General features: G+C 72.0%; 15 protein-coding genes and 1 pseudogene. 3 read left to right on the forward strand and 13 right to left on the reverse strand.

Annotated elements, in window-relative coordinates:
• Window positions 1-307 precede the first annotated feature (307 nt).
• From FREUN1FDRAFT_RS47695 to FREUN1FDRAFT_RS15140, 4 genes are read right to left on the reverse strand one after another with little or no spacing between them, the layout of a single operon-like run.
• Complete coding sequence (locus FREUN1FDRAFT_RS47695; protein WP_006540970.1) at window positions 308-1,453, reverse strand: hypothetical protein; 1,146 nt, start codon at window positions 1,451-1,453, stop codon at window positions 308-310.
• Window positions 1,450-5,016 (reverse strand): AAA family ATPase, encoded by a 3,567-nt coding sequence (locus tag FREUN1FDRAFT_RS15130; protein ID WP_006540971.1) that lies wholly within the window; start codon window positions 5,014-5,016, stop codon window positions 1,450-1,452. The genes FREUN1FDRAFT_RS47695 and FREUN1FDRAFT_RS15130 overlap by 4 nt, the downstream gene beginning before the upstream one ends.
• Window positions 5,016-6,185, reverse strand: a complete 1,170-nt coding sequence (locus tag FREUN1FDRAFT_RS15135) for an exonuclease subunit SbcD (RefSeq protein WP_006540972.1) — start codon at window positions 6,183-6,185, stop codon at window positions 5,016-5,018. The genes FREUN1FDRAFT_RS15130 and FREUN1FDRAFT_RS15135 overlap by 1 nt, the downstream gene beginning before the upstream one ends.
• A 24-nt stretch (window positions 6,186-6,209) precedes the next feature.
• Window positions 6,210-7,982: an ATPase gene (locus tag FREUN1FDRAFT_RS15140; protein WP_083828698.1), complete on the reverse strand. Its 1,773-nt coding sequence runs from the start codon at window positions 7,980-7,982 to the stop codon at window positions 6,210-6,212.
• 473 nt (window positions 7,983-8,455) lie between these two features.
• Between FREUN1FDRAFT_RS15140 and FREUN1FDRAFT_RS15145 the strand changes: the two genes are divergently transcribed.
• A complete protein-coding gene (locus FREUN1FDRAFT_RS15145) occupies window positions 8,456-9,871 on the forward strand; it encodes a DUF234 domain-containing protein (RefSeq protein WP_232295208.1) in 1,416 nt (471 codons plus the stop codon).
• Between the two features lie 35 nt (window positions 9,872-9,906).
• Here FREUN1FDRAFT_RS15145 and FREUN1FDRAFT_RS15150 read toward each other — a convergent pair whose 3' ends face one another.
• The 3 genes and pseudogenes from FREUN1FDRAFT_RS15150 to FREUN1FDRAFT_RS15160 form a co-directional block, all read right to left on the reverse strand.
• Entirely contained in the window at window positions 9,907-10,125 is a 219-nt protein-coding gene (locus FREUN1FDRAFT_RS15150; protein ID WP_006540975.1) for a hypothetical protein, read from the reverse strand.
• 366 nt (window positions 10,126-10,491) lie between these two features.
• Window positions 10,492-10,734: pseudogene (locus FREUN1FDRAFT_RS15155) on the reverse strand (isocitrate lyase/phosphoenolpyruvate mutase family protein); the annotation flags it as partial.
• Window positions 10,731-11,600 (reverse strand): SDR family NAD(P)-dependent oxidoreductase, encoded by an 870-nt coding sequence (locus FREUN1FDRAFT_RS15160; RefSeq protein ID WP_006540978.1) that lies wholly within the window; start codon window positions 11,598-11,600, stop codon window positions 10,731-10,733. The gene FREUN1FDRAFT_RS15160 and the pseudogene FREUN1FDRAFT_RS15155, both read right to left, overlap by 4 nt.
• A 167-nt stretch (window positions 11,601-11,767) precedes the next feature.
• Here FREUN1FDRAFT_RS15160 and FREUN1FDRAFT_RS15165 point away from each other — a divergent pair, with 167 nt between their 5' ends.
• Window positions 11,768-12,469 (forward strand): ABATE domain-containing protein, encoded by a 702-nt coding sequence (locus tag FREUN1FDRAFT_RS15165; RefSeq protein WP_006540979.1) that lies wholly within the window; start codon window positions 11,768-11,770, stop codon window positions 12,467-12,469.
• 91 nt (window positions 12,470-12,560) lie between these two features.
• Here FREUN1FDRAFT_RS15165 and FREUN1FDRAFT_RS15170 read toward each other — a convergent pair whose 3' ends face one another.
• Entirely contained in the window at window positions 12,561-13,376 is an 816-nt protein-coding gene (locus FREUN1FDRAFT_RS15170; RefSeq protein ID WP_198144333.1) for a carotenoid biosynthesis protein, read from the reverse strand.
• 476 nt (window positions 13,377-13,852) lie between these two features.
• On the opposite strand from FREUN1FDRAFT_RS15170, the gene FREUN1FDRAFT_RS15175 reads away from it, so the two are divergent.
• Entirely contained in the window at window positions 13,853-15,055 is a 1,203-nt protein-coding gene (locus FREUN1FDRAFT_RS15175; protein ID WP_006540981.1) for a pyridoxal phosphate-dependent aminotransferase, read from the forward strand.
• Window positions 15,056-15,154: 99 nt separating this feature from the next.
• On the opposite strand, the gene FREUN1FDRAFT_RS15180 is transcribed toward FREUN1FDRAFT_RS15175, so the two are convergent.
• The 5 genes from FREUN1FDRAFT_RS15180 to FREUN1FDRAFT_RS15200 are packed head-to-tail and all read right to left on the reverse strand — an operon-like array spanning window position 15,155 to window position 22,398.
• Complete coding sequence (locus FREUN1FDRAFT_RS15180) at window positions 15,155-15,823, reverse strand: VWA domain-containing protein (RefSeq protein ID WP_006540982.1); 669 nt, start codon at window positions 15,821-15,823, stop codon at window positions 15,155-15,157.
• A 27-nt stretch (window positions 15,824-15,850) separates the two neighbouring features.
• On the reverse strand, window positions 15,851-17,242 hold the full coding sequence (locus FREUN1FDRAFT_RS43000; protein ID WP_006540983.1) for a hypothetical protein: 1,392 nt from the start codon (window positions 17,240-17,242) through the stop codon (window positions 15,851-15,853).
• Window positions 17,239-18,774, reverse strand: coding sequence for a protein phosphatase 2C domain-containing protein (locus FREUN1FDRAFT_RS15190; protein WP_006540984.1), 1,536 nt, complete (start codon window positions 18,772-18,774; stop codon window positions 17,239-17,241). The genes FREUN1FDRAFT_RS43000 and FREUN1FDRAFT_RS15190 overlap by 4 nt, the downstream gene beginning before the upstream one ends.
• On the reverse strand, window positions 18,774-20,090 hold the full coding sequence (locus tag FREUN1FDRAFT_RS15195; RefSeq protein WP_006540985.1) for a hypothetical protein: 1,317 nt from the start codon (window positions 20,088-20,090) through the stop codon (window positions 18,774-18,776). Before FREUN1FDRAFT_RS15195 ends, FREUN1FDRAFT_RS15190 begins: the two co-directional genes overlap by 1 nt.
• 1 nt (window position 20,091) lies before the next feature.
• Window positions 20,092-22,398, reverse strand: a complete 2,307-nt coding sequence (locus FREUN1FDRAFT_RS15200) for a hypothetical protein (RefSeq protein WP_006540986.1) — start codon at window positions 22,396-22,398, stop codon at window positions 20,092-20,094.
• Window positions 22,399-22,635 lie beyond the last annotated feature (237 nt).

Below are 22,635 nucleotides of genomic sequence, written 5' to 3' on the forward strand. Positions count from 1 at the left end.
CACCCGCGGGGTGGGGTCGGACGGCGCCGCCGGTTGAGCGGCGCCGTCCGTTCAGGGATGTCGCCTGATCAGCGACGTCGTGCGCTCACTCGCCTTACTTGCACTGGCCGGAGCGCGGGCCGCCCGCGGTGTTGCCGACCTGCCGCAACGTCGGTTCGTTGCCGCTGCAGCTGAGCGGGCCGGAGACCTGGTTGTAGCTGAATCCGGGCACGGCGTCGCCCGGCAGCGGGCCGGGCCTCGGTCGCACGATGCGCTGGCGGACGTCAGCAGCCTCGCGAGATCACTCTCGGTGATGTCGCGGGGTGGGTCAGGCGGTGGCGCCGCGGCGTAGGGAGCGGTACAGCAGCGCAGCGTCGCCGAGGCGGCGGCGCAGCGTTCGTTCCAGGCCGGCGATGGGGTAGAGGTTCTGCGGGGCGCGGGCGTCCTTGAACTCCTCGGACGCGAACCGGGGCAGCGTGGCCTGGCTCAGGTCCGCGAGCTCGACGGCGTGTTCGACGGACGTGCCGGAACCGCACTCGACCCGCACGATGCCCGCCCAGGGCGCGCCGGGGCGGCAGGGCAGGCGCAGGTACCAGCTCGGGCGGTCCCAGCTGCGTCCCACCGTGAACACCGGGGTGCGTTCGCCCGGCCCCAGCTGCCCGACGACGGCCAGCGGCGGGCCTTCCAGGTAGGACGAGTGATGGGTCTTGACGAATCCCAGCGTGCGGGGGAGCGCCCCGGCATGCAGGGGGCCGTCGACGACCAGCAGCGCGTCCGCGAAAGCTCCGTCGGCCCCGTGGGTTTCGGTGGCCCCGTGGGTTTTGGTGGCCAGGAACGGGTGGTGGGCCCGCAGGTCGCGGTGGGCGCCCAGGGCGGTGGTCATCTCCAGTCCGCGCAGTTCCCGCTGGAGGGCGAGGTTCAGGTCGTCCGGGCCGGCGCCGTCCGTCTGATGCAGGTGGTAGGTGCCCTCGGCGGTCCTGACGTCACCGGCCCGGCGAGCCGACGTGAAAAGGCCGCGGCGCACATGCGCGGCCAGCAGGTGGGCACCGGCGCCGCAGCAGCAGACGACACCGCCTGCGTAGGAGGCGCAGATGGCCGGTGCGGCGATGTTGGCCGCGGCGATGTCGGCCGCGGGGGTGCTGGCAGCGGGGGCGCCGGCCGGCTCGGTCTCGTGGATCCAGGCCCGGGCCTCGACGCGGCGCACACCGTCGACGAACAGCACCGCGGACGGCTGCGTCACAGCGAGACCACGAGCCGCCGGGGTGGGGACCGGTCGCCAGGCGGGCACCGGCACCTCCACGCCCGCGTTGGCCGGCGTCTTCGACTCCTTCAGGCCGTCGTCGGCGACGGAGGTGCCGTAGCTCGGGTCCCAGGCGTCGACGCTGAACCGCATCCCGCCCACGCTGGCCCGCGGGGCCGGCACCGCGGACGCAGTCGCAGCGGCGGTGATCCGCCCGTGGCTGTCGTCGCTCAAGTGGACTCCCTCCGGATGGTGGAGGTGCGCTGGTCGCGGGTGACGGCGAAGCGTACCGGCACCCGTTCGGCGAGAGCGCCGACGTGGGTGACGATGCCGACCATCCGCCCGCGGCCGGCGCTGGTCCCGCCGCTGGCGAGGTTCTCCAGCGCGGTCGCGACGACGTCCAGGGTGGAGTCGTCGAGGGTGCCGAAGCCCTCGTCGAGGAAGATCGAGTCGAGCCGGGCGGCGCCGGCCGCCGCCATCGTCGTCAGCTGCGCCGACAGGGCCAGGGCGAGCGCGAGGCTCGCCTGGAACGTCTCCCCACCGGACAGGGTGCGCACCAGGCGGCGCGAGTCGGCGTCGGCGTGGTCGACGACGAGGAACTCGCCCTGTTCGTGGGTCAGCTCGAACTGCCCTCCGGACAGCTCGGCGAGGGTGACCGAAGCGTCGGAGACCAATGTGTCCAGCGCCGCGGCGACCAGCCACCGCTGGAACCGGTTCGAGCGCAGCAGAAGGTCGAGCTGGTGTGCGACCTGCTCCTCCTCCCGCGCCCTGGCCAGGTCGGCACGCAGCGTCGCGGCCTCGGCACGTCGCTCGGTGACCCGACGAAGCTCGGCTTTCGCCTGTTCCAACGCGGACGACGTCGCCTGGGCCGCGGCATCCCCGACGGACCGCCCGCCTGGCCTGGGCCGTGGCACGGCGTCGGAGACGATCCCGTCGCGTGGCCGCCGCTGTGGCTGCGGCAGAGGGCTGTCCTGCCTCGGTAGCGGGATTCCGTGCGCCACGAGGATCTCGGTCAGCGCTCGCGTCACCACCTGCCCGGCCTGCTCGGCCCGGCTGACCTGTGCGCGCAGGCCGGGCAGCTCGCGCTCGCGCGCCGACGACTCGGCCGCGGTCCAGCTGGTGAGCGTTGTCCAGCCGGCGAGTAGATCCTGGCCGTCGGCCGTGGGCGCGCCGAGCGCGACGACGGTGTCCCTGGCGCGGGCGAGCACGGTCTGGGCGTCGCCGCGCGCCTGCTGCGCGGCGCGCAGGCCGGCCTCGGCGGCATCGGCGTCCGCCCGGGCGGTGCGCAGGCCCAGGTCCGCTTCCGTGACCGCCCGGTCGAGCCGGTCGAGCTCGGCGAGTGCCGCCGTCACCTCGTCGGCGGGAGGGGCGCCGGCGAGCGCGGCACGCAGCTCGGCGACCAGACGTTCGGTGGATGCCAGGCCGACCGCCGCGTCACGCTCGGCACCAACCGCCGCGAGCTGGTCGGCTTCCGCCTGCCCGGCGGCCGTGTCGGCGTGGTCGTATGCGCGCCGGGCGTCGTCGCGGGCGGCGCGGGCCGCGGTCTCCTCGACGGTGGCGGCGGTCAGCCGCGCTTCCCGCCCGGTTGCCTGCTCCTCGGCCCAGGCGACCAGCCACGCCCAGCTTCCGGCCAGGTCTGATCCGCCCCCGCCATTGCCGTTGCCACCGGCACCGGCACCGGCACCGGTGCCGGCACCGGCACCGGCATCCGCGGGCTCGTCGGTGAGGACCGGAGCGCCGAGCACGACCAGCGGGTCGCGGGCGGCTGTCAGCGCGGCGCGAGCCTGTGTCTCCGCCGCTGCGAGCTGTGTCACCACGTGACCGGCCTGGTCCGCCGCGCGGCGCGCCGCGGCAAGCTCCTGCCCGGTCCGGGTTACCTCCTGCTCGCGGCGGGCGATCTCGGCGAGTCCCGCATCGACGCCGGCGGAGTCCGGGGCGTCGGCGAGGGCAGCCTGCAGGTCGTTGACGCGTTCGCCCAGCTGGTGTGCCTGCAGGCGGGCGGCTAGCTCGGCGCGGTCGGCCTCGGTCGCGCGCTCGTTCGCGAGGTCGAGGGCCGAGATGGCGTCATCCAGCGCCGCCTGCGCCATCGCGAGGGCCGCGGGCGCCCCCGGTTGGCCGTCGCCTGCGGGCTGGCCGTCGCCCGTGGGCTGGCCGTCGCCCGTGGGCTGGGGGCCGGCTGGCTGCCGGCTGCCGGCCGCAGGCAGGGTGACGACGGTCTGCTCGCACACCGGGCACGGTTCGCCCGCGACGAGATGCGGGCGCAGCGCACCCGCGAGATCAGCGGTTCGCGCGTGTTCCAGTGCCTGCGCGGCCTCGTCGCGGAGCTGTCGAGCGGTCTCGGCGGCGGCGACTGCGGTGTCCCGGGCGGCGCGGGCCGCGGTGTGGACGGATTCGGCTTCGGTGCGGGCGACGAGTTGGCGGGCGAGATCGTCGTGGTCGGCGCGGGCGCGTTGCAGCACGGTGCGGTCGGGGGTGGCGGCGAGCGCGGTGCGGGTGTCGTCGTCGGCCCGTTCGGCGTCGTGGCGGCGCTGGGTGGCGCGGTCGGCTTCGTGCCGGGCGGCACGCAGCTTCCCGGCCAGCTCGACCACGCCCGCCGGGGTGCGCACGGCGGCGAGCAGCTCACGTTCGGCTCGCAGCCGGGCGACCTCGTCGGCCAGTGCCTGGGAGGTCCGCTCCGCGGCATCCCGCGCCGCGGCGGCTGCCTCCCGGGCGCTTCGGGCGTCGGCAACGGCCTGCGCAGCCCGGGTCAGCTCGTCCCGCGCGGCGACGTGCGCGGCCCGGGCCCCGGGGAGATCGGTGAGGGCGGTCGCCAGGCCGTCGTGGTGGCGGCGGGCCTGCTCCAGGGGAGCGCGGTCGGGTGCGGCGGCGACCGCGGCACGGGCGGCCGTGTCGGCCCGCTCGGCCTCCTGCCGGGCTCGGGCCGCGTCGTCGGCCGCCGCGGTGGCCCGCGCCAGCCGGGCCGTCAGCTCGACGACGTCCCCCGGCGTCCGGATCGCCGCGAGCAGGTCGCGCTCACGTTCGACCCGGCCCAGCTCGGCGGTGGCGTCGGCGGCGGCGCTCGCGTGGGTCTCGAGCTCGGCTCGGGCGCGGTCCACCTCACCGGTCAGGGCGGTCAGCGCGTCCACCCGGCTGCTGGCGGCGAGCTCGGCGTCCTCGGTGGCGTCCTGGTAGCCGGCGAGCTGCTCGTCGAGCACCGCGGCTCGCTGCCGGCGGTCAGCGGCGCGGACGGCGGCCGCCGTCCGGACCTCGTCGTACACGCCGAGGCCGAGCAGCCTGGTCAGGATCCGCTGCCGGTCGGCGGGCCTGGCGTGCAGGAACTCGGCGAAGTCGCCCTGCGGGAGCACCACACAGGAGCAGAAGTGCTCGAAGCCGAGCCCGAGCAGGCCCTCCACGGCCCCGGTCACCTCGGAGTCGGCCGCGACGACCTCGGTCGCCTCGCCGGCCGCGCCGAGCCCGCCCGGGTCGAGCAGCTTCTCCAGCCGCGCGCCGCGGACGGAGACGGAGCCGCTGGCGGATCTGCGCAGCTCCCGCGCCACCACATACCGGGCACCGGTGGCGTCGAAGACCAGCCGGACGGTGCCGCGCACCGCCGTCGGGGCGAGGGCCAGCGACACCAGTCGGCGGTCGTTCCATCGTGGCACCGAGCCGTACAGCGCGAACGTCATCGCGTCGATGACCGTCGACTTCCCCGACCCGGTCGGCCCGACCAGCGCGAAGTAGTCGACCTCGGTGAAATCCACCGTCGCCGGGTCGCGGAACGAACCGAACCCGGCGATCTCCAGCAGTACGGGGCGCATCAGCCCTGCCCTCCGACGATCTCGTCGTGCAGGGCGGCGAACAGCGCCTCGACCCGCTCGTCCGCGACGCCCTGGGTGCTGAGGTACTCACCGAACAGCTCGGCCGGCCCGCGCTGCCCGCCGTTGGACGGGCGGCTGGGCCGGTCCCCGTCCACCGGGCGCGCGAACTCCGGGTCGATGCGGACCTCGAGCGCGTTCGGCAGCAGCTCCTGCACCTCGTCACGCAGCCCGGCCCGGGCCGGCTCGCGCACCAGCACCCGCAGCAGCGCGTCGCCGAACTCGGTGGCCTGGTCGCCGAGCTCCGCGACCGTGCCGCGCACCGTTCGCAGCCGGCGCCCGGCCGCGATCGGGACGTCGACCCCGCGGGCGGGGATCCCCGGTGCCGCCTCGATGACCCGCACCACGGGGGTGTTCTCCTCCTCGCCGAAGTCGAGGGCGAGCGGTGACCCGCAGTACTCGACGGGGCAGGGCGCCGGCAGCGTCTGCCGGCGGTGCAGGTGCCCGAGGGCCACATAGTGCGCGTCGGCGGGGAACGCGGTCGCCGGCACGAAGTAGTCGAAGATCGACTGCGCGAGCCGTTCGCCGCCACCGAACTTCCCGCCGACGACTGTGAGGTGCGCGAGCACCACGTTGACGGCGTCGTCGGCGAAGCCCGCGGCGAGGCTGGCGAGCAGGTCCCGCACCGCCTGGTCGTAGCGCCCCGTCTGCTCGGCCGGGGTCTGCGTCACCAGCTCGACGGCCCGGACGGCGTACCGCTGGGACAGGAACGGCAGCACCGCCACCCGCACCGGCTCGCCGCTGCCGCGGGCCACAAAGGAGATCACCCCGCCCTTGTCCGCCCGGCGCGGGGTGCCGACGAAGGTGATCCCCGCCGCAGCCATCAGCGGGCGGTACGCCTCGAAGGATCTGGCATGGTCGTGGTTCCCCGCGATGACGATCACCTCGGCGCCGGTGCCGCGCAGCCCGAGCAGCGCCTGGATCGCGAGTTTCTGCGCCTCGGCCGACGGCGCCGCCGACTCGTAGACGTCGCCGGCGACCAGCACGGCGTCGACCTCGTGGGCGCGGGCGACGCCGACGATCTCGCGCAGGACCGCCTCATGGTCGTCGAGCCGGCTGCGGCCCTTGAGCGACTTCCCGATATGCCAGTCGGATGTGTGCAGGAACCTCATGGCGGCGGTCCTTCTCGGCGGGGGTCAGAACGGCAGCGGGTCGTCGGGGTCGGGCAGCAGGTTCCACGGGTCCGGACGGGCCGGCGTGCCTGGCCCGGCGGAGCCGCCCGGTTCCGCGGAACCGTTCGCTCCCGCGGCGCCGTGCGTCCCTCCCGGGCCGCTCGGCGTGGCTGGCGCTGCCGGCCCGGTGCCGTCGGTCTCCGACGGCCGGGTCGCCCAGGCGGGGAACGGGAACGAGACCGCGAGCGGGACGGGGATCTCGGGCTGCGAGACGAACATCGTGCCCGGCTTGGCCAGGGTAGCCCGGGAGCGCTGCGCCGGCGGCAGGAAACCGTACTCGGGCCGGCCGGCCTCGGCCGTGTCCAGCCGACCGACGATCTTGATGGAGCTGTTGGCGATGATGCGTCGCTCCACCTCGCTCGCGGTCTGCTGCGCGCCGATCAGGATGATGCCCAGCGACCGGCCGCGCTCGGCGATGTCGAGCAGGACGTCCTTGATCGGGCTGGCACCCTCGCGCGGGGCGTACTTGTTCAGCTCGTCGAGCATGGTGAACAGCAGCCCGCCCGGGCCGGCCTCCTCCTTGCGCCGGGTCTCGTCGGCGAGAACCACTCCGACCACGAACCGTTGCGCCCGCTCCGGCAGGTTGTGCAGGTCCACGACCGTGACCTGCTGGCCGGTGGTGCTCACCCGGCGGCCGGGGCTGTCGGGCAGATCGGCCCTGATCAGCCCGCGCAGCGCCCGCAGCGAGGAGCGCAGCCGGCGCACGAACGCGTTGACCGTGCCGGTGCCCGTCGCCGGCCCCGCCCACACCGCGCGGGTGGCGTCGTCGTTGACCCGGTCGATGACGAAGTCGACGAGGTCGTCGTACGTCCGCAGGGTCCGGCCCTCGACCGTGATCGCACCGTCCGCGCCGAAGGGCCGCGCGTCGAGCCGCAGCCGGTTCGTCACCTGGTGCACAACGATCGTGTACTGGTTGCGGTCGTCCTCCGCGTCGGCGAACACGTACGGCAGCAGCTCGTCGGCGCAGAACTCGCGCAGCGTCCACCAGAAAGCCTGCACACCGGACGTCCGGGTGGTGACATGCGGCCGGCCGCCGGTGTCACCGGGCAGCGGTGGGGCGAAGAAACCGGCGGAGGCGAACGGCTCAGCGGGCAGCCCCAGCTGCGCGTAGACGGCACGGACGTTCTCGTCGATGCGGCTGTTGGGGTGGTCCAGGAACAGCAGGTCCTCGCCCTTCACCGAGAAGATCAGCGCCTTGGCGTTCACCGCCTCCCGGCCGAGCACCCCGCTGCGGAACACGGAGTAGAGCAGGAACAGCGCGAAGCTGGTCTTCGTCGCGACCCCGGAAATGCCGCTGATCGACACGTGCGCGCCGCGGGTGCCGTTGAGGAACTCCAGGTTGACGTAGATCGGGGTGCCGTCCCGGCCGAGCCCGACCGGGATCCTGCGGTCCATCTGGTCGAAGTACAGCGCCGTCGCCCGCTCGTCACCGGTCGCCCGCCGAACCAGCTCACCGGGCCGCGGCGGCACGAAGATCTCCGGCTCGACCCGGGTGGTGGTGACCTCGGCGATCTCCTGCACCTGCGCGGGCAGCACCCCGTCGGCGATGAGGAAGACGTCCGAGTCGAACGACGCGCCCTCGTGTCGCGCCTCCACCTGGGTGACCACCCCGGCCGTCATCACCGGCCCGACCCCCGGCACCTGGCGCACCGTGACGACCACGTCGTCGAGCTGCAGGTAGTTCCCCTCGGCCAGCGCGACGTGGAACAGCAGCGGTGTGGCCTGCTCGGTTCCCATCACCCGCCCGACAGCCCCGCTGACCTGCTGGCCGGGGCCGAGGGTCGCCCCGTTCGGTACGTCGGGTGCGTCCAGCGGGCCTCCTCCCGGCCAGGCGCCGTTCGGTGCCGCGCCGCCAGGCCCGCCGGCCTCCGCCACCGTCACCGAAACACCACCTTCCCGTGCACGCTGATCACCGTGGGCTGCCGGAAGCCGCCCCACCGGACCGATGGTGCTGCTGGCGGCGCACAGCGCCTACATTCGGTGGATCGTATGCCGCACCCGGCGAAGCGGCCGGACCTCGGGCCCGCGCTTCTCCGATCTTGCCCGGCAGCGTCAGCCGTGGGCTCGGCACCAGCTTGGACGCGGCAGTCCGGTAGCAACGCCTGGGCTGGCCGGGTGCCGTTCGGTGGAGGCCACTCAACCGACATCGATGTTACTAACATCGATGTTACTAACATCGATGTCGGTAACATTGATGTTAGTCTTGTGGGGTGCACGAGGACTTCGTGGGGCGTGGCGAGGAGCTGGCGCGGCTGGGTGCTCATCTCGCCGCGGTCCGTGGCGGCCGGGGCCGGCTGGTCAGCGTGCGAGGGCGGCGGCAGGCCGGCAAGTCCAGGCTGATCGGTGAGTTCGTCCGCCGGTCCGGTCTTCCGCAGCTGTTCGCGACCGGCTCGCGCCAGGCCACCCTCCAGCGCGATCTTGACGGGTTCGTCGAGGACGTACGTCTGGACTGCACGCTGCCGGGCGCCGACGGGCTGACCGCGGGCGGGTTCACCAGCTGGGAGCAGGCGCTGCGCGCCGTCCACGCGGCCCTTCCCGTGGACGGGCCGTCCATCGTCGTGATCGACGAGTTCCCGTGGCTGCTGGAACGTGACCCGGGAATCGACGGCACACTGCAGAAACTGTGGGACAGGCTTTTCGAGGCCCGTCCCGTCCTGTTCGTCATCGTCGGCAGCGACCTGGCCGTGATGGAGATGCTGGCCGGGCACGACCGGCCGCTGTTCGGTCGGGCGCGGGAAATGGTCGTGGAGCCGTTCTCCATCGGCGACACCGCCAGGATGCTGGAACTCGACGGCACCCGCGCCGCGGAGGCGTTCGACGCCCAGCTCATCACCGGCGGTTATCCCCGGCTGCTGCTGGAATGGCAACGCCTCGGCGGTCTTTCCGCCTTTCTCGCCGAGCAGCTTTCGGATGACAACTCCGAGCTCGTCGTCACCGGGCAGCGGATTCTCGACGCGGAGTTCCCACGTGATCTGCAGGCGAGCGCCGTGCTGCGGGCCATCGGCGCCGGAGAGCGGGCTTTCTCCGCGATCGCGTCCCGGGCCGGTGTGGCGTCGACACCGCTTACCCGCTCGCTGGACCTGTTGGCCGGCAAGAAGGTGATCTCGGTCGACCGCCCGATGGCGGCTCGGGCCGGCACCGCATCCCGCTACCGCGTCGCCGATCCCTACCTGCGGTTCTGGCTGCGCTTCCTGGAAAACGCGGTGGTCGACATCCAGCGCGGCCGGCCGGACCTGGCCCAGGCCCGGGTGGCGGGCGGCTGGGCGGCCTACCGTGGTCCGGCCGTCGAGCCGCTGGTCCGCCAGGCGCTGGCCAGACTCGCCATCGACGACCCCGTGCTCGGCGGCGCCGACTCCGTGGGCGGCTGGTGGCCCCGTAACCAGACTCCCGAGGTGGATCTGGTCGGTGTGCGGACGCACGGCGCGGCGAACGAGGTGACCTTCGTCGGCTCGGTCAATTGGCGGGACAGTGAGCCGTTCGGCCAGGCCGACCTCGACCATCTGCTGCGCGACCGGGTCAGCGTCCCCGGCGGCGACACCGCGCCCCCGATCGCCGTCACCCGGACGACCACCCAGGTACCGGGCCTGCCGAGCTACGACCCGGCCCGCCTCCTGCAGGCCTGGTAGGACCGGATCAGATGGCGTGACGTTCTTCCCGACCGTCAGCCGGGCTCATAGCTGGTGAAGGCACGGGTCGCGCTCGGGGTACTCCCGCCGGCGTTGGCGGCGTACACCCGCCAGCGGTAATGGGTCAGGCCGGACTCGAAGCCCAGCGTGTAGGTGACCGACGTCGAGGTCACGCCGCTGTCGCTGATGATGATCGTCCGGCCGGCGGGAGCCTGGCGTTCGACACTGCGCCTGTCCGCCCGGACCGTCGACAAGACTTGAGGATTTTGGTCGCTGGAGAGCGTGTAGCAAAATCGTGAAAAGCGGCAGGGATCCGGCGCCGTCGCGCCGCGCCTGGTATTCACTCTCAAGAGAGACAAAAAGGGGTTCAGAGTCGTTTGGCGATCCGCAGGAGTTGAGGATTTTGGCTGTCGGAGAGCCCGTCGCAAAATGCCGAGAAGTGGCCGATCCGGGCCACCAACTTTGACCTGGCAGCCCACGTTCGGCCGTCAGCGGAGATCTCAGCCGTGTGCACCTGACTACCGATCTTGGTCGGCGCCATTTTGTTACAGGCTCCGGAACGACCAAGATTCGCAACTCCTGCTCGGTGGCAGTCAAAGTTCGAAGCCCGGGATTGTGTTGGGCAGGTCGGTGGCCGCGGCGATCGCCGCCGCGCGGCCCAGCACTTCGTCCCGGCGCAGCAGGTTGCTGGCGTCCGGCCGGCCGAGCGCGAGGGCCAGCCCGGCGCTGGTGGTGGCCAGGGCCGGGAAGCCGAGGCCGCTCAGCAGCCGGGCCGAGCCCGGATCCGAGGCGTTGGCCACGACGAAGACACCGGTGTCGTGCAGTCGGGCGAACACCGCCGCCCGACTCGCCTGCGCGGTCATATGGCCTCGTGGCGACGGTCCAGCGCCTGGCGGTCCAGCGCCTGGCGGGTCAGGGCCTCGCGGGTCAGGGCGTCCAGTCGGGCCGCGGCGGCAGGGTCGAAGGACCGGCCGTCGACACCGATCGGGCGGCCCTCCACGAAGGCGCTCAGTGGTGTCGACGGCGGCGCGTCCAGCCGGCGCAGAACCTGGCGCATACTTTCCTCGACTGGCTTCCCGAGCTTCTTCAGCATCTCGACCTCGGCCGCCGTCTTCCTGTCGTAGACGCCGGAGAAGCTGGTGGACACCACTCCCGGATGGAAGAGGATGTACCTGACGGGCCCCGCGCCGTGGGCTGCGGCGAAGGCCACACCGAGCAGGTCGTTGAGCTTTCCGCCCTGCCCGAGTGCCGCGCCGCCGTGGTAGGCGTGGCGTAGTTCCAGATCGTCCCAGCGGACCACCGAGATGTCGGCTCCGGGGCCGGCGACGTTCATCACGACTGGGCTCGTGGACTTTGCCAGGAGGTCGACCAGACCATGGCTGAGGATGTAGCGGCTCAGGTAGAAGAGCGCGAAGTTCTCCTCGAACCCCTCGGCGGTGACCTGGCGGTGGGAACGGTAGTGCCGCGCCCCGAGTACCAGTGCGTCCAGAACGGGGAAACGCGCACGAATCTCGTCCCGCACCCGCTTGCTCTCGGCGACCAGGCTCAGCTCCGCTGGTAGGAAGAACGCCCTGTCGCCGGCGCCGTGTCGCTCGGCCGCGGCGATGAAGGCCTTTCCCTTCTCCGCGTTCCGGCCGACGACGACAACCTGGTCGCCTCGTTCGAGGAGGACCTCGCCGAGGGCCTTTCCGATTCCGTCGGTGCCACCTGTGATTACAACCGTCCTCATCGGCCGCCTCCCGTGCGTCCATGTGTGGGAGCATGCTTCTAACGGTTAGAGTGCACTCCTGCCGTTAGGGACTATGCGGGAGGTGTCCAACGATTGCAAGCACCCACAACCATTAGATCGTCTCGACGGTCGCCCGGCCGGTTGGGGCTCACCGCCCAGGTACGCCAGTGACCAGCGACGGGACCAGGCCAGGCTGGGCTCGACCAGGCCGGGCGAGGCCAGGCGAGACGCGGCCGGGCGAGATCGAGCTGGAGGACGGCGGGGCTCCCGCGTTGGGCGAGCCGCTGGCCGTCGAGTTCGGCAACACGATCTACGTCAACCGCCGCGGGCAGCAGGACGGGCTGTCGACCCGCGGTCGGACGGCGGCCTGGCTGCTCCAGCACAGCGGTTCCTTCGAGCCGAACCTCGGTCCGCGCGACGTCGCGATGCTCAGCCCGCGGGAGCACCGCCGCCTTGTCGACCTGCGTGACGCCGTTCGCGCGGCGTTGCGGGCGGTGGTCGACGGCGTCGCGGTTCCGCCGCCGGCGCGCGAGACGATCAACAGCGCCAGCGCCCTGGTGCCGCGCTGGGTGGTCCTCGTCGGCGATCCGCCCGAGGCGGTGGAGTCCTTCGCGGCCGTCGATCCCGTCCTGGCGGCCGCCGGGGCGCTGGCCCGCTCCGCGGTGCAGGTGCTGGGCGGTGGATCAGGGGCGGCTCTGCGGGCCTGCGCCGCTGCGGGCTGTCCGCTTTTCTTCGTGAAGAATCACCCTCGGCGCGAATGGTGCTCGGCGGCCTGTGGCAACCGGGCCCGGGTGGCCCGCCACTATGCCCGGCAACGACCTGAGCAACGACCTGAGCAGCGATCTGAGCAGCGGCCTGACTGTTCCTGACCCGGCGGCGCGCGCGACTTCCGGTTGCCGCCGCTGCCGAGCAACCTGAGGATCGTGGTCGCCAGGCGGTCCGCCGTGCCCCTTTGGGTTGTCAGCGGCGCGTTGTTCTGGCCAGTGCCAGGACGGCGACGAAGCCCAGGGTCATCAGGCCCGTCACAAAGGCCGTCCCGTAGATGTCGCCGATCACGAAGGTTCGTTCGCCCACGGTGACCTCGCCCGGCGGCGGTGAGAGGTAGAACCCGAGCAGCGGCAGGACGGGCAGTGCCCACACCACGCTCGGGAGGATTCGGGCGGCCTGGGTGCTCGCCGGCCGGTCGTGGGAAACTCTGGTTTCGACGACGGCGAAGAGCTGGAAGATGACCCAGCCGGTGAGAAGCCAGCCGAGGAAGTTCGAGATCGGCACCCCGTAGAACCCGCCGGGGTGGCGGTAGTCGTACTGGGAGTTGACCGTGGCGAACACCGCGTCGAAGGTGAAATCCCAGCCGGTGAGAACCACGGCCGCGACGAGTGGCGTCGTGAAACGTTCGGCTCCGGTCGAGCGGGCTGGCACGGCGCGCACGATTCCGGCGGCCAGCACCCAGGCGATCCAGCCATAGCCGAAATAGGCGAGCGGGACGACCAGGGGAATGTCCAGCAGGCGCGGCCCGCCGGTGTTGTGCTCGTAGAAGCCGAACGGGAACCCGCTGGCCACGCTGCTCGCTTCCAGCGCGAACGCGACGACGTAGCTGATCCCGAAGAAGGCGCCGATGCCCCGCCAGCCGGCCGAACAGGAACCGTGCGCCAGACTGAACAACAGCGCCACGCCGGGCAGCAGGTCCAAGGCGGTGTCGCCGAGTGACTCACCGGCCCCAACGGCTCCCGCGATCGCGGCGATCGCGGCGATCAACGTCAGGATCCAGAGGAGCATGTTGTGGATCCGTCCCGTGGGCCGGCCGGGCCGGCCGCCGATCGGGCCGGAGCCCACGCCGGACCCGTCGCCGCCACTGGTCCCGCGGGTTTCACCCGGACTGGTACCAGCGGTTGTTGGCCCTGGCAGAGCCGCGCTAGCCATCCGACGCCCACCCATCCACATCCGTGACCTATAGGTATAAAGATTTTAGGTGGATGTTGCTCCAGGTGCAGCGGTCTGCGTCGTCGCCGCCCTGCCTGCGTCTCAGCCCGGGTAGACGATCGAACCCAGCGGCGGGCAGGGGATGGGAGTGGAGCCGAGACCGGGGCGCTCGACGTAGGCCCGGGCGGCGGCGTCCACCTGCGAAGGAAGTATGTCGGGCGCGATCGTCGCGGAGCCGCCACAGCGCTGTCCACCGCGAGAGGTCGATCCCAGGTGCGCCAGGCCCAGCGAGTGGGCTTGCGCGAGGGCCTCGCCCTGAGAACGGTGGAGACATGAACGCCAGGCCACCGTCGAAACCCAGCCCGCCGCTGAACGCCAGGCCCCTGCTGAACCGCCGGCTGGACGGACTCGGGACGACGATCTTCGCGGAGATGTCGGCACTGGCGACGGCGACCGGCGCGATCAACCTGGGCCAGGGCTTCCCCGACACCGACGGGCCCGAGGAGATCCGCGAGGCCGCCGTCCGCGCGCTGCGGGAGGGTAAGGGCAACCAGTACCCGCCGGGCCCGGGAATCCCGGAGCTGCGCGCGGCGATCTCCGATCACCAGCGGCGTTTCTACGGCCTCGGCTTCGACCCCGACACCGAGGTCCTGGTCACCGCCGGCGCCACCGAGGCCATCGCCGCCGCCATGCTGGCGCTGCTGGAGCCGGACGACGAGGTCATCGCCTTCGAGCCCTTCTACGACTCCTACACCGCCTGCATCGCGATGGCCGGCGCGAAGCGGGTACCGCTCACCCTGCGAGCGCCGTCCTTCCGTCCGGATCTGGACGAGTTGCGCGCCAGAATCACCCCGCGGACCCGTCTCCTTCTCCTCAACACCCCGCACAACCCGACCGGGATGGTGCTCACGGCCGGCGAACAGAGCGCCATCGCCGCGCTCGCCGTCGAGCACGACCTGCTCGTCGTCACCGACGAGGTGTACGAGCACCTTGTCTATGAGGGCACCCATCATCCCATCGCGGCCCTGCCCGGAATGCGTGAGCGCACGGTCACCATCAGCTCGGCCGGCAAGACCTTCTCCTTCACCGGATGGAAGGTCGGCTGGGTCACGGCGGACGGCCCGCTCGTCTCCGCCGTCCGGACAGCGAAGCAGTATCTGACGTATGTCAGCGCGGGGCCCTTCCAGTACGCGATCGCCGAAGCGCTACGGCTGCCCGACTCGTATTTCGACCGTTTCCGCGCCGATCTCGGCCGTAAGCGTGACCTGCTCGGTGACGGCCTGCGCGCAGCCGGGTTCGAGGTCTACCAGCCCCAGGGCACGTACTTCATCACCACCGACATCACGCCTTTCGGTGAGAAGGACGCCTACGCCTTCTGCCGCGCACTCCCCGAACGCTGCGGCGTCGTCGCCATCCCCAACTCGGTCTTCTACGACGACCCCGACGCGGGTCGCAGCCAGGTCCGTTTCACCTTCTGCAAGCGGGAGGACGTTCTGCGCGACGCGACGGCCCGCCTGCGCCGGCTGGCCGGCTGAGCCGGCGCAGGCGGGCGCGGCGCGACTCCCATGCCCGGACCAGCCGGGAAACACCTCGGAAAACGGTGGCGAAGCCGGACGCCCGCGGCCCCGCTGCCGTCAGTCGACGAACTCGATGGGGATGGGACGGAAGCCCTCGATGTCGGTGGGCAGCGCGAGGTTCTGGCTGTTCGCCGAATTGATGAGCGTGTTGAGCAGTGTGACGAGGACCTTGACCAGCGCATCCTGCTGGCTGACGCCCGGCTCGGCCTTGAACGCGCTCTTCGTCGAGATCCTCCTGAGCACCGCCTCATTCGCGTCACCGAAACCGAACGTGATGACGTGCGGGTGGCGCGGCCAGTCCGGCGCGGTCAGCTTGGCGAACTCGCTCTCCCAGACACCGGCGTCCTGCGGGGCGCCGTCGGTGATGAAGAAGACGGCCGGGCGCAGCACCTTGCGGCCCTGGGCGCGCAGCGCGGTGACGTCCTTGTCGATCTGGGTGGCGATCAGTCGGAAGGCCTTGCCGTAGTTCGTCGATCCGCCGCAGGCCAGCATCGGGAGTGAATCGATCTTCCCGATATCGCTCATCGGCAGGATGACATGGGCGTCCGTGTTAAAGCTGATGATGGAAAGGTGTGCGAACTCGGATACGGCCGGCTTCGCCCAGAGGCCGTCGTACACGTTCTCCAGAGTGTCGTTGAGTAGCTGCTGGAAGCGGCTCATCGACTTCGATGTGTCCAGCACCGCGTAGGTGGGCAGGCAGCGTGCGCCGCCGGCTGGGCTCGTCATTTTCCCTGATTTCTCCTAGGTGATGAACTACATCAACAGGGTGGCGATCAGCGCGACCGCGAATCCGACGATCAGCAGCAGGCCGAACGCGGCCGCAACAGCCCCGCCGAGGTTGATGGGAGGCGGCGGCGGTTGCGGCAGCCGCGAAGATGCCTGACCGGTGGGCCGAGCGGTGGGCCGAATGGTCGGCCTGGCCGGTTGTCCAGGCACGTTCGGAGGGGTCGGCGTCGCTCGGCTGGTCCTCCCCGGGCTCGTCACGGTCGTGGGCGGTACGGGTGGTACAGGCGTTATGGGCGGTACAGGCGTTACGGGTGGTGGCCGGTTTGACGACGTTCCCGGCGGGCTTCCCCTCTCCCGCGGGCGGTTGACCGGCCGCCAGTTCGTTACGTGCGGTCCGGACGTCGTCGGGGCCGTCGCGGAGGTCGCCGTCGTCGGGGACGTCGCGGAGGTCGCCGTCGTCGGGGCCGTCGGTGGGGAGGCCGTCGGGCGCGACTTCGCGTCAGGCCTCGTGCCCGACTTCACGGCGGGCTTCGAAGGGGCCTCCGCGCTGTCTGCCCGGTCGCCGGTCAGCGCCGCCACCAGCTTTCTGATCGCCGGGCGTGTCTGCTTCGGCCGCTGGCTGTTCGTCATCGCGACGAGGACCGCGGCAGCGGGATCTCCGGGCTCCAGCCGGCTCAGCGCCATCGGCAGCTCGACGAGGCTGCGCTCGCCGGTCAGGACACGGGCGACCAGCAGGCCGACGCGGTACCGGTCGGTGGTGTTGTCCATGGGCCCGGACGGGACCTGCGGGTCTTCCCAGCCGGTGCTCTCCACCCACGGCCGGGAGCCGAACCGGCAGGAGTCCATGTCAATGATGTAGATCCCGTCACTCGACGGATTCCACAGCGCGTTCCGGTAGGACCAGTCGCCGTAGACGATGCCCGCGTCCTCGAACAGGGCGCCGATTCTGGCGATCAGCAGGCCGATCGCGCGGCGCCCGGCGCTCGACGGGACCCGTAGGCCCCGCGACGTCTGCCACTGCTCTGACTGGCAGAGCATGTCCACGGCGAAGATCTCCGTGGTTGCGATCTTCTTGCCGTTGCGGCTCAGGTGGCCGCTGTACCCACTGGGCGCCAGCGGGAGCACGACACCGACCGTCCGACCGGCGTCGACGATCCTGGCGACGGGCCAGGACGTCGACGCGTCGACGAGGTCGCGCTCGTCCTGGGACAGCCGGCCCGGCAGGCTGATCAGCCGGTCGAGATCGTCGTCATCGGGCGCCATGCCCGGCTTGTAGATCTTCGCGAGCCAGCCGGAACACCCCTGGATCTCGTAGATCACCTGGCTCTCGCCCGCACCGGGCGAGATCTCCCTCTCCCGGCGGCGCACCGCCGGATAGTCGACGATGCGCGGGAAGGGCTGGTCCGACCAGGCTGTCATCGGCGCACCCGCCGGGGAGCGGCGGCCAGGTCAGCGCCCTGCGCCGGCTGGTCGCACCACACGACGACGGCCGTGCGGTCGTCGATGAAGGTCTTTGCCTCGAAGCTGATGTCCTGGATGAACGAGGGCAGGGCGGGGGGCGTCGCCCACCGGCTGGCGAACCAGTGGTGCGCGCCCGGGATCCCCGTCAGCGCGTCGCTCACACCGTCGGACATGAGCGCGACGACAGCGCCGGCAGGGAGCAGCTTGTAGGTGTCGACGGCCTCACCGTGCGAGTAGGGCAGGAACCGGCTCAGCGTGTTGGCGTCCATGCCACCGTCCTTGCGGTCCCCGGCGACCTGGGCCCAGCCGGTGCCGGGCGGTGCGGTCTGCAGCCAGGCGGAGAGATCGGCCAGATGCCCGAACCAGGCATTACGGTGGCCGTCTCTGGTCGGGTGGACCGAGATGACGGCGGCGATCAGGCCGGTCCGCACATCCCGCTCGGTCATCGCCCGGCCTTCCAGCGAGCCGAGGATCGTGCCCGACGCCTCCTTGAACACCTCGACGGCGGAGAGGTCCTCGGGGGTCGCGCCGGCGTCCAGGTCGCGGCGCAGAACCGCGACGGCGGTGCTGACGGCGACGGTTGCTCCGTGGTCGGAGCGGGCGCTGTCGGACATGCCGTCCGCGATGGCGACGATCAGGTGGCGGCCGGATGTGTCGCGGCCGAGCCGGTAGGCGTCCTGGCGCGGTGTCGCCGGGTCCGAGCTGCGGTGGCCAGGCCCGATGATCGACGCGGCCCGCACCTCGAGCGTTCCGAGTCGTGCCTGGTCGGCGGCCACCGCAGGCTGCGTGGACACGACCGGCAGGTACCACGGGCTGCGCGTGGAGTCAGAGGGCTGGCCGAGCAGCGGAACCTCGGCGGGTTGCCGGCCGTGGTCCGGCCTGGGTGTGGAATACGAGCCGGTGTCGGGCTGGCCGTCGCTGGGCAGCCACGAAGACGGCTCCACCGGGCCGGTCACCGGGGGCGCCTGGGGCCCCTGCCCGCCTGTTTCCGGTCTGGCACGGGGCGGCCCGCCGCTGCCGCCGCTGCCACCGTCATCGGTGGCGTGTGGCAGCGATGACGGTGGTGGTGATGATGACGCCTGGTCGCCCGGCTTCTCCCGCCCGGATTTTCCGCTGATTTTTCCGCCAGCCTTCCCAATGGATTTCCCAATGGATTTTTCACGGGCTGTCCCGTTGCTCTTGCTGCTCCCGCCGCTCTGGCCGGCCTGGGACACGATCGGCGAGCCAGCCGACCTGGCGCGGAGCCTGCGCCACAGGTGGAACAGCGGGATTCCCAGGATGAGCACGACCCCTCCGCCGGCGAAGAAGATTGCTCCGATCCGGAGGTGGCGATACCACAGCGAGGTGATTCCGGCCGTGACGAGCAGGCAGACGACGAAGAAGAACGTCAGCACGAGGACCAGAAGCACGAATTCGAGTCGGTCGTCACGGGACCGGCCTGGCGGATGCGCAGGGATGTCGGCGTTCTGACGCAGCGTGCCGCCCACCATCACAACTCCGGCCTGCGTCGAGGCCTCCAGCCGATGACCTGTGCGCCGCCCTGGCCTTCGGTGGGCTCGGCGTCGTCGTCCAGCAGCGGCTCGGTGAGCGGCTCCTCGTCCTCCTCCGGTGTTTCCCAGCTCGGAGTGGGGCCTGTTCCGGTCGCGCCCGCCCGCTCGGCGCCGGCCGGGCGGGTGACCCGCCGGTGGCCGATGACGTTCGGGCTCGGCGCGCCCGTCGACGGCGGCTCCTCGTCCCAGGTCTCGGGAGGCGGCGCGGACGACTGCCGGCTGCCGGACGGCTGCTGGCCGCCGGACGGCGTGGCCGGCTGCTGGCTCCCGGGCGGCAGCGCCCCCGGAGCGCCGCCGCCGGGCGGCGTGAGCTGGGCAGGCGCGGCCGGGGGTGCGATCTGGGGTGCTCCATAAGGCGGCTGGAGCGCGGGTCCGGAGATCGAGACCCCGGTGCCCTCGAGGATCCCCTGCACGGCGGCCCGCTCGATCAGGCCGGCGGCGATGAACCTCTCGATCATCTGCAGCTGGAAGTTCCGGTCCTCGGTCCGACGCGCACCGATCGCCGCCAGCAGACCGCCCGTGTCGTCCGGGTGCGTCGCGAGGTGACGCAGCGTCAGCTCGTCCACCCCGGGGAGGGTGGCACGCAGCGCCACCAGCCGTTCCTCGACGCGGCGCAGGTCACCCTGCTGCGAGATGCCCGCCAGTGTGTTCGCGTGGTGGGCCGACGCACTCTCGTCGGCGAACCGGTCGAGCATCTGCTGGCGCTCCCGGTCCTTGAGCACCTGCGCCTGGATCCACTCCTGGTTGCCCTGCTCACGGGACAGCCGCACGCTCACCCGGAAGAGCGTGATGCCCTCGGGCAGGGCCAGCGGGTGCCCGCGCAGCCGGATGTTGAGCGCGCTCTCGGCCTGGCCCGGGTCGGCCTGGTCGAAGCCGCGGGTGATCGGCGCCATCAGGTCGAGCAGATGCGACCGGGCGACCGCCAGACCGTCGGCGACCCTGCGCAGGACCACCTCGCGGGCGTCGGTGACCCGCCAGCCGACGTCGATCGACGCCTGGAAGCTGAAGACGTCGTCCCGGCTGGGCAGGGTCTCCGTCAGGGTGCTCGTGTGGTCGGTGGTGTCGACGACGAACTGGGTCCGGTACCGCGCGGTGACGCACTCGGACCAGGACGGCCGCCGGTCCAGCTGGAAGGCGTGGCCGTCGGCGTCGGCGACGACGATGGCGGTGCCGGGCCGGATCACGGGGCCCCGGCCGATGAGCCGTCGCTCCAGCGACTCCTCGTTCAGAATCAGCGCTACGGGTTGGTGGGCCACTTCAGCTGCCCCTTCTGGACGCGAGGTACTGGAGAACGGTCCGGGCGGTGTTCGGCGCGAGTGGTTCCGGGTCGGCGGCCAGCCACGACTGCGCGGCGTGCGCGACGCACCGGAGCGTGTGAGTGAGCTGGGGCCGGTTGACGACGAGCTCGGCGAGGGCGCGCTGGGCGTTCGGCAGCAGATCGAGCATGATCGCCCAGATCTCCAGCGCGTAGTAGGTCGCCTCGCTGAAGTCCGAGTTGAAGGCCTTCTCCCAGAGGTAGACAACCTCGCGGCTGCGCGCCGGGTCGGTGACGGCGATCCGCAGCAGCAGCGGCCAGACCAACGTCTTGCCCGGGTTGGCCTGCGACGGCACGCGGTCGATCAGATTGACCGCGGCGACCAGGAACGCCAGCCGGCCGGTCATCGCGATCAGGGGCTCGCGCCGGTCGGCCCAGCGACACAGGTGCTCGAGCACCCGCGCGTCGATCTGGTCCTCGTTCTGTAGCAACAGCTCCACGACGCTGATGCAGATCGCGTTGGTCACCTCGAACGTTTCGGTGTCCGCGAGGGTCTCCAGCCGCCGCAGCGCCTCCGCCGGGTCCCGGGCACCGAGGCTGGCCCCGAACGCGCGGGCCGCGGTCGACCGCAGCTGGGGGTCGTCGTCGTACTCCCAGGAATAGACCAGGCCCTCCACCGCGGCGGCGAGATCCGGGTCCACCGCCGGCTCGTGCAGTGCGATTGCCGCGGCGTCGTGCTCCCAGGGGAGGTCGCTGCTCGCCCACGGAATGATTACCTGCGCGCAGACGATGTCGAACGCGAGAGCGGCCAGCGTGCCCGCGGTGACCGCGGCGCGCACCCGCACGCTCTCCGTCGGGTGGCCGCCGAGGTACCGCAGCCAGGCCAGCAGCTCGGGGCGCAGCAGGTCGTACTCGTGCCAGGTGTGCAGCAGCACCCAGCCGGGGTAGCGAACGTCGTCGAACTGCGCGATGCCGGCCGGTGACGTGCCGCCGCGGTGTGCCTCGACCGTCGTGGCGGTCACCCGGGCCCGCATCCGCGCCAGCCGGGAGGTCCGGTCCCGGCCGAACCAGTCCGGCTGCGCTGGCGGGACGACCAGCTGACCGGGCGCCAGTGCCAGCCCGGCGTTGCCGGCGCGTGCCAGCCGGTGCTCAAGGGAGAGCGCGGCGTCCGCGATCGTCTCGTACGGCTCGCCCTGCAGCACCGCCAGCGCGATCGCGAGGGTCCGGCTCTCCACCCCCGGCGGCAGGCCCCTGAACCAGTCGGCGAAGGCGGCGTGATCCCGCGCCGCCACCTTCGCCCGGGCCGCCTTCACCAGGTCGCCGGTGGTGACGGCGCCGCCGGTCTCACTGCCGGCAGCGACATCGGCGAGGGTCCAGGCGACCGTGACGATCTCCTCCATGCGTGCCTGCGCACTCAGGGTCTCGGCGACGAAAGCGCGGACCGGGCCCCGGGTGAGCAAATGGCGGGCGCGGGCCCGGGCGCCGTCCCGGCTCACCCCGGGATGTTTCGCGAGCCGCCGGGCCAGATGCCCGGTGAGGACCTCGGTCTGGTCCGGCCGGCCGGTGAGCTCGGTGAGGGCGGTGGCGGTGTGCATGTCCGCGAGGCGCACGCTGTCCGCCATCGTCACCACGAGAAAGGCCCGGCGGCCGGCCAGCTGGCTGGTCACCGCGCTCAGGTCGAACTGGCCGAGGGCGTTCGCCTGGGACTGGCTGATGTTCGACAGCAGGTAGCCGGCACCCTCCTCGGGATGCTCCGTGACGAACTGGCGCAGGTCGGTGTCGGGTGCCAGCTCGAACAGCTTCTCTACCCGGGCGACCTGCAGCAGCCGTACCGCGGACGCGGTCTTGCCGGTGCCGGCGGGGCCGCGCATGACGACCAGATGGGATCGGGTGATGGCGTCCGCGAGTGCGGAGAAGCCCGGCGGCTCGACGAAGACCTCTGCCTGAGCCAGCTCCTCGGCGGACAACGGCCGCGACCGGACACCGGCGGCGCTGCGGTGGGTGTACTCGTGGCCGAAGAAGTTGTAGTTCGTCGGGGCCGCGGCGTAACCGGGGCCGAGGAAGTCGCGGCCGGCCTGCACGGTGGCCCGGTGCTCGCGCTCGGTGCTGAGCCGCGCCTGGGTCTCGCCCTGCGTGGCGCGGGCGGCACGCACATCGTCGCGGGCGGCCCCGCTGGGCGAGCGCCCGCTGCTGGGCCGCGGTGAGCCGTCTGGCTGCGGCGAGCTGCTCTGTTGTGGGCTGTCGTTTCCGCCCGCCGATGGGTTGCCGGGTGACTTCCCGACGCCTTCCTGACGGGGGTCGCCGGTCACCGCGTGCCTCGTGCGGGACGTGCGCCGAGGCAGTGCCGTCGCCGCCGGGCCCGTAAAAGCCCGCTCTGGTCGCGGTGGCTACGGGCCACGGTGGTATTACCAGTTGCGGTGCCATTGTGGGTCGCGGTGGTTTCGGTGGCCGCGCCCCGCGACCTGGCAGGGGTGAATCGCCGGAGAAGGTCAGCTGTAGGCACGCTCAGATCGATCATCTGCCCCCCCGTGGACAGCTTGCCTGGA

It is taken from the genome of Parafrankia sp. EUN1f (genome assembly GCF_000177675.1).
Lineage (GTDB): Bacteria > Actinomycetota > Actinomycetes > Frankiales > Frankiaceae > Parafrankia.